The following is a 12,134-nucleotide window of genomic DNA, read 5'->3' as shown; positions in this document are numbered from 1 at the left end:
CAGGTTATTGGCCTGTATAAATATTGACGAACGCCGTCATGCCCCAGCGCAGGCTGGGATCCAGCTCGGCCACGTCCACGAAGAGCCGATAGTTGGTGCTTCCCTGTTCGGTGGTGCTCACGGGCGCGATCCAGGTGATGGTCCCGGTGAAGATCTGGTCCGGCAGGGCATCGAAGGTGACCTCCACAGGCATGCCCACTTCCACCTTGACCACGTCCGTTTCCCGCAGGTCGGTGGTGACTACATGCATGGTGCGGGTGTCGCCCAAGAGGACCAGGGGCTGGCCGGGCATGCCGGGCTCGCCCACCCGCACGTTGATCTGGCCCACCTGGCCGGCAAAGGGGGCCACGATCTGGCTTTGGCGCAGCCGGGCCCGGGCACTGTTCACCGCGGCCTGGGCCGACTGTACCCGGGCTTCGGCCATGGCGATGTCCTCGGGCGTGGCCCCGGCCAGGAGCTTTTCCAGGGCCGCTTCGGCGCTGGCCTGGCTGGCCAGCGCAGCTTTCACGTTGGCCTCGGCGCCTGGGATGCGGCTCTGGGCGATCTTGACCTGGGCCTCCGCCGCCTGGATGTTGGCCTGGGCCACGGCCAGCTGTTGGGGCGTGGGCCCCTGCTCGGTGAGGGCGGCTTTGGCCCTGGCCGCTTCCAGGGCTGCCGTGGCCTGGGCCAGGGTCATGGATTCCGGCCGGGCGGCGATGTTAGGGTCGCCCCGCACCAGGTTGTAGGCCGCCTGGGCCTGGATGACCGCCGCTTCGGCCACGGCCACCTCCGCCCGGGCCACCTGCAGCTCTGCCGGGGTAGGATGGCTGGCCATTTCTTCATACTGGCGGCGTGCCACCTCGACGGCCGCTTCGGCCGCCTCAATGGCGGCCTGGGTCTCCAGCATCTGCCCGGCTGCCTGGGCGACGCTGGCCTTGGCTGCATCCACCGCGGCCTGGGCAGCTGCGATCTCCGCGGAGGTGGCCCCGGCCCGGAGCTTGTCCAACGCGGCCTGGGCCTCCGCCAGGGCGGCCTCCGCCTCCTGGAGCTGACTCTCCAGCACCATCGTGTCCAGCTCCAGGAGTACATCGCCGGCTTCCACCCAATCCCCTTCCTGGACGTGGATGGCCTCCACGATGCCCTGGTTGACGGAACTGAGCTCGGACCAGCGGAGCGGTTCCAGCTTGCCCGACGCCCAGATGACGCTTTCCAGATCGGCGGCCTGGGCATCCTGGGCTTCGGCCGCCTGTTGTTGGGCCAGCTGTTGCGCCTGATAGCGTTGATAGCCCAGCCAGCCGCCCACGGCTACGATCAGAAGGACAGCGATGAGGATCCAGCGTTTCATAGCACACCTCGCACCGCGTGGTCTGGTGGTCCTGAAACGGGCTGCCGGCTACTCATAGCGCAGCGCCTCCACCGGCTGAAGCCGGCTGGCCCGCCAGGCCGGGTAAAAGCCGCCAATGACACCCAGCGCCAGGGCCACGGCAATGGCTACCACGAAGGTCTGCAGGGACCAGGCCACCTCGATGAACTGGCTGGCCACCGGGATCACGCTGATGCCGGTCAGCAGGGCCACGCCCAGGATCGATCCCAGGATGGCGGCCAGTCCACAGAGGTAGACGCTCTCCTGGAGGATCTGGAGCAGGATGCGCCGCTGGGACCAGCCCACAGCCCGCAAGGTGCCGATCTCCCGGGTTCGTTCATAGATGGACATGATCATGGTATTGGCCACCACAATGCCGCCCACGATCAGGGCCAGGAGGCGGATGGCTGTGGTCATGGCCTGGGTGGTCTGGATGTCGTTGGTGTTCTGGGCAAATTCGCTGCTCAGGCTGGCCCGTACCTCCGGGAAGCGACGGTTGATGGCTTCGGCCACGGCCCGCGCCTGGGACGGATCGTAGACGTCCACAAAGATGAAGCTGACGGCCCGGGGACGTCCCAGGAGCCGCTGCGCCTCCCGCAAGGCCAGGATGCCGCCCCCATCCTCGTAGGCGATGCCGGTCTCGTAGATGCCCACGATTTTGTAGCGGTTGTTGTAGAGGGTGATGGTGTCCCCCACGCCCAGCTTGTAGGTCTCGGCAGCGATTTTGCCCAGCACAATTTCGTTGGGGCGCTGCATGTAGCGCCCTTCCAGCAGTTTGTAGTGTCGAATGGCTGGCGTGTTGGGATCCAGCCCGCCGAAGATGAAGAGGGGCAGGTCCGGGGTGCTGACCACGCCCAGGACATAGGGGCTGGCTGACTTCACCTGGGGCATGGCGCGAATGAGATTGACCAGCCGCTCATCCAGGCTGCTCAGGCTCATGTCGGCCACGTCCCGCTGCATCACGGTGATGCTGCCGGTGCCGCCGCTGCCGGCCAGGCCGTTGAGCTGCCCGATGATGCCGTCGATCAGGCCGCCCAACATGACCAGGGTGGCCACGCCGATGCCGATGCCGGCGGTGGAGATGAGGGTGCGGGTGCGCCGGCGCCAGAGGTTGCGGAAGCTCTGGTCGCCGATGCGGGCCAGGAAGCCGGTGCTGGCCGTGGCGCCGCCCCCCTCGTACCGCAGAGCCTCCACCGGCCGCAGGTTGGCGGCCGTCCATGCCGGGTAGGCGCCGCCCACCAGGCCCAGCCCCAAGGCCGTGGCCAGCCCCTGGCCGATGATGCCGGGCGAGATGCTGCCCTCCAGGAAGGCGCCCGCGCCGGGGATGCGCCCGGCCAGCCAGGCCAGGAGTACGCCCAGCCCCACGCCGATGGCGCCGCCCGCCAGGCTCAAGACCACCGCTTCGCCCAGAATGAGCTGCACGATGCGCCCCCGAGACCAGCCCACGGCCCGCAGGGTGCCGATCTCCCGGGTGCGCTCCAGCACGCTCATGACCATGGCGCTCATCATGCCCAGGCCGCCGATGAGGATGGCGATGGCCGCGATGCCCCAGGCCAGCCCCTGCAGGGAGGCGGTCCATTGTTCGCTGCCCTCGTAGTCGCTGGCCTTGCTCACCACGATGTTGCGGTCCAGCTTTTCGATGCGCTGGCGCACCAGCTCGATGTCGGCCCCCCGGCGTACCCCCACCTGGAAGAGGCTCACCTGGCGCTGCTTCTGTGCGATCTCCTGGGCATCGTCCAGGGTCACCACCCCGCCGGATTCCTCCATGCCCTGACCGGTTTCGTAGATGCCCACAATGCGATAGGGGACGCCGTTGATGCGCAGGGTGTCCCCCACCTGTTTCTTCAGGGCATCCGCCGCGCGCCGGCCGATGGCGATCTCCTTGGCAGCCATCACCGGCTTCCCCTCCACAATGCGGTAGTGTTGCATGGCCACGCTGTTGGGCTCGTAGCCGAAGATGAGGAAGTAGGGCACGTCCCCCACCGCGATCCAGGTGAAGACGCCCGGATCCACGTTGGTCACATCCGGGATGGCGGCGATGCGCCGGCCCAGGTCTTCGTCCAGGTTGCTGAAGACCACGTCGTAGGCGTTGGCCTGGGTCACCAACAGGTCGTTGCTGAGCCCCAGGGCGTTGCCGTAGTTGATGGCGATGCCCCGGGCCATGGCGCCCAGGGCCACCACCGCCGCCACGCCGATGGCGATGCCCAGCACCGTCAACAGGCTCCGGGTACCTCGACGCCATAGATTCCTGAGTACCATGGCTGCATCCGCCTGTTTGGCTCACAACCGCGACTCAAAACATGGGCGCCCTTAAGAAGACAGGGCCGCCGTCGAAGATGTTGCGGTGTCCGCCGATGTCGCCCGGAAAGCCCGCTCTAGCAGGGTCAGGGCATAATGGGCCATGGCGGGCAGGTCGATCTGCTCCGGGTCAATCATCCACAGGAGGATGAGCCCCTCAAACTGGGCCATGAAGGCCAGGGCCGCGGCCTGGGCGGACAGGTCGCCAAACTCGCCCCGTTCAATGCCTTGCTGGATCAGGGCTTCCAGCAACGCCCGGTACTGGCGGAGGTAGCCCCGCAGCTCCTGTCGGACCGGCTCCTGGAAGAGGGCCGCGGCGTAGAAACTGACCGACAGGGCCTGTAGATCCGCCAGCCGCCTGACATCCTCCAGGGCGAAGTCCAGAAGCCGGCGCAGGCGCTCCATGACCGGCTCCCCATCCCCCTGTACGGCTGCCAGGCGAGCCAGATCCTGCTGGAAGAGCTGGTCCAGGATGGCCAGGATCATCTCTTCCTTGCTCTTGAAGTGCCAGTAGACGCCGCCCTTGCTCAGGCCGGCTTCCGTGGCGATGTCATCCATGCTGGCCTGGTCGAAGCCCTTGCGGGCGAAGACGGCCATGGCCGCGGCCAGGATCTGCTCCCGGCGAGTTCCCCTCTCCTCAGGCTGGCTCATGGTCTCCCCCTCTCCCCTGATGGATGGCTTCCCTGTAAGAACACCGCAGAGGCCCAGTGCACGCTGTTTTCTCTCTGGGCTTCCCTTCGTGTCTCAGCGGTGTGAACTCCCTTTTGGCAGTGGAGCCATAGATGACTCTACTGCACAAAGGTCAAATGAGGACGCTGACCCACGCAGATGAACGCTGATTCGGGTTACTGTCTCCTGCGTTTCTTTGCGCCTTTGCGCCCTTGCGCCTTTGCGTTCAAAAATGCCCTTTTTGCAGCGGAGTCATGGATCAGACAGCTGGATCAAATGGACCGTGTAATACCGTGTGATACGGGGCCTCATATCGGGCGTTGACCCCCATCCCGGACTGACCGACCGGTCGGTACGGCTAGATGAATTATACCACAAAGGAAACAAAACCAGCCGCCTGTCTCCGGGCAGAGGCGGCTGGCGGCTGGTATGGGGCGGTGGGGCCAGGCGTGGGGTAGCCCCCTCAGCCGGGGTGGACCGTCTCCGGCAGGGCTGCCGGCTGGCCACAGTGGGCGCAGAAGCGGTGATCGGCTTCCAGGGGATGGCCGCAGTGGGTACAGTAGCGGGCAGAGATGGTGGCCGGAGCGGATGCCTCGTCGGCTCGGGTTCGGCGCAGGCGGGCGATCTCCGCCTCCAGCCGTTCGTCCAGGCTGGTTACCTGGGGCGCTTCCTGCTCGATCTGCTGGATCAGACGGATGGCCTGCCGGCGCAGCTCCTGGTTGAAGCGGTGGAAATCTTCCTCGCTCACTTTGCCCACCTGGTAGTCGAACTCCAGGTCTTTGATGGCCCGCAGGACCGCGTCCTTGCGGCCCAGCAGTTCGGTCAGGCGGTCGTTTTCCAGCAGCATGGGCGGAGCCTCCCGGCGAAGGAGGGGCCAAAGCACATAGGCCAGCGCTGCGGCGGAGAGCAGGAGGGCCACAAGCAGGGTGAGCCAGGACATGGCGCCTCCTATGCCCCGACGCCCACGTGGGCGCCGGCCTGGGCCGCTTCAACCCGGCGACGGGCGGGATGGGGCCAGATGGCGATAAGGGTGCCCAGGATCAGCACCCCGCCGCCAATCCACATCCAGATGGTCAGGGGATTCACGTAGATGCTGAAGGTGGCTGTGGTGCCGCCGGCCTCCCAGCCGTTCAACACCACGTAGACATCCTCCAGCGGCGATATGTAGAGGCCCACTTCACTGGTGGGCATCTCGGGATTCTTGTCGTAGATGTTGCGACGGGGCAGGATGGAGCCCAGCAGTTTGCCGTTCTGCTGGCGGAAGACCATCAGCCGGGCGCCGTACTCGGTCAGGTTGGACTGACGCCGCTGCTCCATGCCGCTGTAGACCAGCTCATAGCCGCCCAGGGTGACCCCTTCCCCCTGGGCCAGGGTGACGTGGGTGGTCTGCTGGTAGAATTCGTTGCCGATGATGGCCACGCCGATGAGGACGATGCCCAGGTGCACGATGTAGCCGCCGTAGCGGCGGCCGTTCCGCCGCAGCAGGGACGCCAGGGCCACCGGGATGGCCTCCCCGGTGGCGGTGCGCCGGGCCTGGAGGCCCCGCACGTATTCCTGGACAATGGTCGCTGCCACGAAGACACAGGTGGCCAGGCCCACCACTGGGAAGAGGTTGGGGCTGAACCAGGCGAAAACCAGGGCAAAGACGGCTGCAACGGCCAGGGGCACGGTGAACTGCCGGCGCAGGGCCTGCGCACTGGTGCGCCGCCACCCCAGCAGCGGCCCAATACCCATGAGCAAAAAGAGCAGGAGGAAGAGGGGGCCATTCACCTTGTTGAAGAAGGGCGCGGCCACGCTGATCCGCTCGCCGGTGAGCAGCTCGCTGAACATGGGGAAAAAGGTCCCCCACAGGGTGGCGAAGGCGATGGCCGTGAAGAGCCAGTTGTTGCCCAAAAAGGCTGCTTCCCGGCTGGCGTACGAGTCGATGGGCTGTTCATCCCGCAGCAGTGGCAGGCGGTCGAACAGCAGCCAGAGGAAGCTGACCACCACCAGAACCAGGAAAACCAGGAAATAGGCGCCCACGTCGCTCTGGGCAAAGCTGTGGACGCTTTCCAACACACCGCTGCGGGTGGTGAAGGTCCCCAGGATGACCAGGAAGTAGGTCAACCAGATGAGCACCATGTTCCAGACTTTGAGGATACCCCGCTGCTCCTGGATGATGATGCTGTGGAGGAAGGCGGTGCCCGTCAACCAGGGCAGGAAGCTGGCATTCTCCACCGGGTCCCAGGCCCAGTAGCCACCCCAGCCCAGCTCCATGTAGGCCCACTGGCTCCCCATGAGGATGCCGGCGGAGAGAAACATCCACGCGATCAGGGTCCAGCGTCGTACCGTGCGCACCCACTGGTTGTCCAGGCGACGGCTGAGCAGCGCGCCCATGGCAAAGGCGAAGGGGATGGCCATGCCCACATAGCCCAGGTAGAGCATGACCGGGTGGATCACCATCCAGTAATTTTGGAGCAGAGGGTTGAGCCCCTGGCCATCCGGCGGGACGAAGTCCACCTGTTTGAAGGGGTTGGCGGCAAAGACCAGCAGCACCAGGAAGAAGGCCGACGTGGCCAGGAGCACCCCGTTGGCATAGGGCATAAGGGCCTGGAGCCGGTGGCGGTTCACCGTCACCGCCATCACGCTGTAGGCAGAGAGGATCATGCTCCAGAAGAGCAGGCTGCCGGCCTGCCCTCCCCACAGGGCGGCAAATTTGTAGAAGGTGGGGAGGGCCCGCTCCGAATGGTTCCAGACATAGGTGAGCTGGAACTGGTCGGTGAGGAGCCCATACCAGAGGATGATCCCGGCCAGGCCCACCAATACCGCCACCGCGTAGATGGCATGGAAGCTACTCTGGACCAGCCGGGGATCCCGGCGGCGGCCACCCAAAAAGCCGGCGGCCATTCCGAAGAGGGCCAGCAGCAGGGCGGTGATCAGGATCAGATAGCCGATGTGAAAGATCATGGGTGCTGTTTCCAAATCATGGGCGAAAGTTGCCAGCATTTACTCGCGGCGGGGGCGAATCTGATTCAAGTACTGATCCATCTGGGCCTGGCTCTGGATGGGGCCAATGACGATGCCGATGATGCGTCCCTCGGGATCAATGAAAAACGTCTCGGGGACGCCCTTGATGCCGTAGCGGCGGGCGGCCTGACTGCGCAGGTCGGGGCCATTGGGGTAGGTGATGTCGTACTCGGCCAGGTAGGCCCGGGCCGCCGGCTCCTGGTCCAGATAGTCCAGCCCGATGAAGATGATGCCGTTGTCCCGTTCCCGGCGCCAGGTCTGTTCCAGCAGAGGGGCCTCCTCCCGGCACGGGTCGCACCAACTGGCCCAAAAATTGAGCACTACCCCCTTCCCCCGCAGATCCTCCAGGGAGATGGTCTCACCGTCGAAAGTGGTGACGGTGAAGGGAGGCGCCAGCCCCGCTGCCCGGTGCTCGGACGCCTTGGTCTGCCACAGCCGCAGGGCCAGGACAGCCACAAAGATCAGGAAAATGCCAATGATGACCAGCCGCCACAGGGTCACAGAACGGGGATGCCCCGCCGTTGTCGTAGAAGGCAGGGAGGCCACGCCGTCGTCTTCCGGGCCGGGATCATGCCGGGTCAGCTCAGCCATAGCGGGCCAGCTCCTCTTCCAGCTTGCGGGCGTACTCGTCTTCATCCGCCGTCCCATCTCCTGGCCGGTTGTCGGCTGTGGAGGTGGGCAACGGCGCCGTGACAGTCGCCGGGCGGACCATTTGGCGGGCTTTCCGCCAGACGAAGAGGCCGCCTCCCACCGCCGCCACTACGGGCAGGATCCAGGCCAGCCAGTTGAAGCCCTGGCGCGGCGGCTCCCCCAACACCTGGGGGCCATATTGTTCCACAAAATAGGCTTTGATGGATTCGGGATCCTCACCAGCGGCCAGCTTGAGCGCGATCACGTCTCGCATCTGTTCGCAGGCCTTCAGCTCACAGGAATCCAGGCGGACCCCGCTGCACAGGGGACACCAGAGCTCCCGGGCCACCGCGTTGATCTGGTTCGGGTCCACATCGGGCGGGGTGGCATCCTGGGCCCAGGCTGGCGTGGCCAGCCCCAGCCAGATCAGGCCCAGAAAGAGCGCCCAGGCCAGCGCGACCCAGGGGCGTCCCCACGGGGACAGCGAAACCGGGCCGGATGGGGATAGCCGGCCGGGGGAGGGATCTGAAAATGCAGGTGGATATGTTTGCACAGCTCGCTACCTGTCTGTCGCCGCGGGCGGGTTGCCCGGCGGCCAACCCTCAGTCAACCGTCACGATCTCTTCGGTCGATTATAACATAATCCGGCCAGATGCGAGCTTAGAATTGCCTTAAGGGGTGGAGTGGTCTGGCAGGGAATTCTGTTCCAGGGCGGTCGCCACCGCCAGGAGCTCCGCCTTGAGCCGGGCCCGCTGCTGCTGCCATGTCTGCTGATCCAGCTCGCCCAGGGCATAGCGGTCATCCAGCCGGGCAATGTGCTGCAGCAATGCCATCTGACGTTGGCGCAGTTCGTCTGGCTGGGGAGGAGCGCCGAGCCGGCCCCGACGCCACGACCACAGGAGCACACCGGCCAGCAGGATGCCCACCAACCCGCCCGTGGCCCAGGGCATCCAGGGAGCCAGGACTGGTACGGTGCCGACAGGCCCCATGCCGGTGTTGCCCTGGGGCTGCCGGGGATCCACTGCGCCGGGCGGCAGCAATCCTTGAAAGTCCAGCTCAAGCCGGGTGGCCGGCAAGTTGTCCGCCTGCCACATGCGGTACGTCCGGCCCTGGAACTCCTGGCTGCCGACCCCGGTGAGCCCTTCCACCTGGACTTCCAGCTGGGGAAGGTCCGCCACCAGCAGGTTCAACGCTGTGACGGGGTAGGCAAATTCCTGGGGGAGGGTCAGGCTGGTGCCCTGGTAGGGGAGGCGATAGCGCAGGACCAGCTGACGGGTGCCGGTACCGGGGACGATGGGAACCGTGTCGTAGATCTGGTTGCCCACCTGGCGGAAACGGCCGCCCAGCACGCCATTCTCCAGGCTGATCTCTTCGGCGCCCGGCGGCACGAACAGGGAGGCCGTCACCGGCACATCCACGCCGTCCACCCGCCTGCCCAGGAAGGTGCGGTTGTTTTCGCTGCCGAAAGTGATCAACTGGCCCACCAACAAAGCCCCAGGTTGGAAGTCGATGATCCAGTGGGCCCGGTCGATGCGCACACCAGTGGGGTCATCCGTGGTGGCGTAGAGGGTAATGGTGGTCTCCTGGGCCGGTTGTTCCTCGGTCAGGGCCAGGACAGGGCTGCTGTAGGTGATGCCGGCTGTGGATGCCGAGGCCAGGTAGACCACCTCCGGCCCTACGGCCAGGTCGCTGAAGGCAAAGCGGCCCTGGTCATCCACCGTGGTGGTGAAAGTGGCCACCGGCTCGAAGCCCAGGAACGCGCGCAGGGTCACGGTCAGGTTGGGGGACAGGGTCAGGTCCGGGGTGCCGGCAACCACCTGCCCCTGGATGACGCCTGGGCCTGGGCGATAGGGGCTTTCCCAGGCAGGGCCGTAGCTGAAGGTGCGGATGTATTCCAAAACCTGCTGCTGTTGGGCCTGGCTCCAACCGGCACCCACCTCTGGGTGGGCCGATTGCCAGCCGGCCAGCCACTCTGCCTGGCTGCGGGCCATGGCGTAGGCCGGATCGGCGAAATCGGGCAGGTCCACCGACGCCTGGGGGCCATCTCCCCGGCCCTGTTCGCCGTGGCATTGGGCGCAGCTCTGGGCATAGAGTTCGGCGCCGGCAGCGACCTCTGCCTGGCTGGTGTGAAGGCTCCATGCGTAGGCCACCACCTGCCAGATCTGTTCGTCGGTCAGGCGGTTCTCCCAGGGCGGCATGAGCTTATCGATGCGGCCGAACTTGGTGGTGAAGAAGAGCTCGGCGGGCGAAAGGGACCAGATGGCCTGGGGATCGGCAAAGCGGGTGGGCGGGGTGGGCAAGTCGGCGGCGGTAGGGCCGTCGCCGTTGCCCTGCTCCCCGTGGCAGGGCGCACAGCTTTCCAGGTACAGGGTCTGTCCCAGGCGTGCCATGGGGCGGTCGACCGGGGGCGGTACCTGGGCCAGATCGAACTGGGGCGAAGGGGGCAGCTCCTGCCCGGCTGTGGGGCGGATCAGGCTCACCATCGCTGCGATGGCGATGATGAGGGGCAACAGATGGATGCGCAGCAGGCGAACGTGACGTAGGCCGACGCGCCGACAGATGTGTCGACAGATGGAATCTAGACGAATATGAAGAAGAGGAGACGGCATTCAGTTTAATCCAGCTCGTTCAGCCCGGGAGCCACAGCTACCCGGCCCAGAAGGTCACGGTTGGACCCTTTCCGCCGGAGTCGTCTGGGCGATTGGGGACCTCAGCGTTCCGCGCGGACGAAAATTTCCTCGGGCTCCTCTTCGTAGCGGCTGGGGCATTTCAGCAGGAGGGTGTCGGCCTTGAAGGTGCCGTCGGGCCTCAGCTCCCCTTCCACGATGGCCGAGGCTGCCCGTTGGAAGTTGTCTGGTCGGGGGCCTTCAAAGACAATGAGCAACTGGGCGTTGTTTTCGTCCTGGATGGCAAAGCGCAGGGTGATCTCCTGGGGATTCCAATCCTCGCTGCCTTCCACCACCGTGCCGCTTACCCGGACCCGTTCGCCGTAGATGGCGGGTATCCGCTCCTGCAGCTCGCTCACGGTGAGGTAGTAAGCGCCGGTGGAAAGGGTAGCCTGGACAATGAGGCCAACCACCAACCCGATGATCAAAAAGCCACCGAGGATGAATTTATAGTTGTTGCCGGCCGCTTTGCGCTGGCCCAGTTCTGCCGGAATCACCTGAGCCCGATCGACCAGTTGGGTCATCTTCTGTGCTCTCCTGACTTTCGCCCCATCTACTTCGCCAGGCCTGAAGACATGCCAGGCATTTTCCGAATGAATTGACCGGCTCCAATGTACAACAACATGGGCCAGGCGTCAAAGGCGGTAGGCTGATGGTCGGATGGGCCAAGGACCTCTATCGTTGACATTGTTTCCAGGCAAATCTATAATCAAGGTGGACCTCCAGCGTTCACGGATATCTGCTTCGTTGGGAGGGGTCGCCAGATTCCTCAGCGATGCATGATCGAAAACCCAGGCCGGCCTATCCCCACGGCCAGGCCTGGCCACACCACCATGGGAGCGCCATCATGACGGAATCCGGCCCAACCGCTTCTACCCCTGGCCCTGCCATGCAGGCCTGGCAGTCCATTGTCCAGACCCCCGAGCTGGTCGACTACTTTGCCGGGCTCTTTGAAACGGTGGGCATCACCGTGGCGGAAACGGGGGAGACATTCACCGTGATCCATCACGGCGACCGAATCACCTTCGAGCCGGGGATTCGACGCCAGGTGGACTTTCGCCTGACCCTTCAGCAGCGCCATGTGGAAGGGCTGGTGATCGATGCATCGGACGGCGCCATCGGCCCGGAAGAGTCCTGGCGGATCGTGCAGGTGCTCTTCACCCCATTCACCGAGGCCACCCTGCGGACGCCTGTGCTGGCCGGCCGCTGGCTGCGTCGCCTGGCCGGTGTGGAAGATCTCATCCACGTGCACCTTCTCAGCCCCACCAACCAGGAAGCAGCGCGTCACACGTTGATTTATGCCGCCCATCAGTGGCTGGTGGTGCCTGGGCTCTATGGCCGGCCACGGCGGGTGTACCACCTGCAGCCGGACGATGCCCTCACCTTCCAACGGCAGATTTTCCGGGCCATGAAGGAGGACAGTGTGTCCGGCTGGTGGCGTTTTGCCAACTGGTATCGCCGCTGGCGCGAGCGGGTCTCGGTCTCGTCGCCCGGGATAGAACCCTAAACAGTCATCCAAATTC

Annotated in this window: 10 protein-coding genes; 1 reads left to right on the top strand and 9 read right to left on the bottom strand. The window is 65.3% G+C overall.

What is annotated here, in order from left to right; all coding sequences use genetic code 11:
• Positions 1-4: 4 nt before the first annotated feature.
• The 9 genes from FKZ61_RS00150 to FKZ61_RS00110 all read right to left on the bottom strand — a co-directional run bounded on the left by FKZ61_RS00150 (position 5) and on the right by FKZ61_RS00110 (position 11,135).
• Positions 5-1,324, bottom strand: coding sequence for an HlyD family efflux transporter periplasmic adaptor subunit (locus FKZ61_RS00150; protein WP_141608040.1), 1,320 nt, complete (start codon positions 1,322-1,324; stop codon positions 5-7).
• Between the two features lie 48 nt (positions 1,325-1,372).
• On the bottom strand, positions 1,373-3,601 hold the full coding sequence (locus FKZ61_RS00145) for an ABC transporter permease (protein ID WP_141608039.1): 2,229 nt from the start codon (positions 3,599-3,601) through the stop codon (positions 1,373-1,375).
• A gap of 51 nt (positions 3,602-3,652) precedes the next feature.
• Positions 3,653-4,291 carry a TetR/AcrR family transcriptional regulator gene (locus FKZ61_RS00140; protein WP_141608038.1) on the bottom strand — a complete coding sequence of 213 codons (639 nt, stop codon included), beginning with the start codon at positions 4,289-4,291 and terminating at the stop codon, positions 3,653-3,655.
• A 481-nt stretch (positions 4,292-4,772) separates the two neighbouring features.
• Positions 4,773-5,249 (bottom strand): zinc ribbon domain-containing protein, encoded by a 477-nt coding sequence (locus tag FKZ61_RS00135; protein ID WP_141608037.1) that lies wholly within the window; start codon positions 5,247-5,249, stop codon positions 4,773-4,775.
• A gap of 8 nt (positions 5,250-5,257) precedes the next feature.
• The gene (locus FKZ61_RS00130) at positions 5,258-7,255 is read right to left on the bottom strand and encodes a heme lyase CcmF/NrfE family subunit (protein WP_170199000.1); all 1,998 of its coding nucleotides are present in this window, start codon (positions 7,253-7,255) and stop codon (positions 5,258-5,260) included.
• Positions 7,256-7,294: 39 nt separating this feature from the next.
• Positions 7,295-7,906, bottom strand: coding sequence for a TlpA family protein disulfide reductase (locus tag FKZ61_RS00125; RefSeq protein WP_170198999.1), 612 nt, complete (start codon positions 7,904-7,906; stop codon positions 7,295-7,297).
• Complete coding sequence (locus FKZ61_RS00120) at positions 7,899-8,498, bottom strand: cytochrome c-type biogenesis protein (RefSeq protein ID WP_141608034.1); 600 nt, start codon at positions 8,496-8,498, stop codon at positions 7,899-7,901. The genes FKZ61_RS00125 and FKZ61_RS00120 overlap by 8 nt, the downstream gene beginning before the upstream one ends.
• Before the next feature lie 118 nt (positions 8,499-8,616).
• Entirely contained in the window at positions 8,617-10,455 is a 1,839-nt protein-coding gene (locus tag FKZ61_RS00115) for a c-type cytochrome (RefSeq protein WP_170198998.1), read from the bottom strand.
• Positions 10,456-10,655: 200 nt separating this feature from the next.
• Positions 10,656-11,135 carry a cytochrome c maturation protein CcmE gene (locus tag FKZ61_RS00110; RefSeq protein WP_141608032.1) on the bottom strand — a complete coding sequence of 160 codons (480 nt, stop codon included), beginning with the start codon at positions 11,133-11,135 and terminating at the stop codon, positions 10,656-10,658.
• A 323-nt stretch (positions 11,136-11,458) separates the two neighbouring features.
• Between FKZ61_RS00110 and FKZ61_RS00105 the strand changes: the two genes are divergently transcribed.
• Positions 11,459-12,118, top strand: coding sequence for a hypothetical protein (locus tag FKZ61_RS00105; protein ID WP_141608031.1), 660 nt, complete (start codon positions 11,459-11,461; stop codon positions 12,116-12,118).
• Positions 12,119-12,134: the final 16 nt, after the last annotated feature.

Origin of the sequence: Litorilinea aerophila (assembly GCF_006569185.2) — a bacterium.
Classification (GTDB): domain Bacteria; phylum Chloroflexota; class Anaerolineae; order Caldilineales; family Caldilineaceae; genus Litorilinea; species Litorilinea aerophila.
The sequence above is the reverse complement of the archived record's forward strand: the minus strand, read 5'-3'. Positions and strand labels throughout refer to the sequence as shown.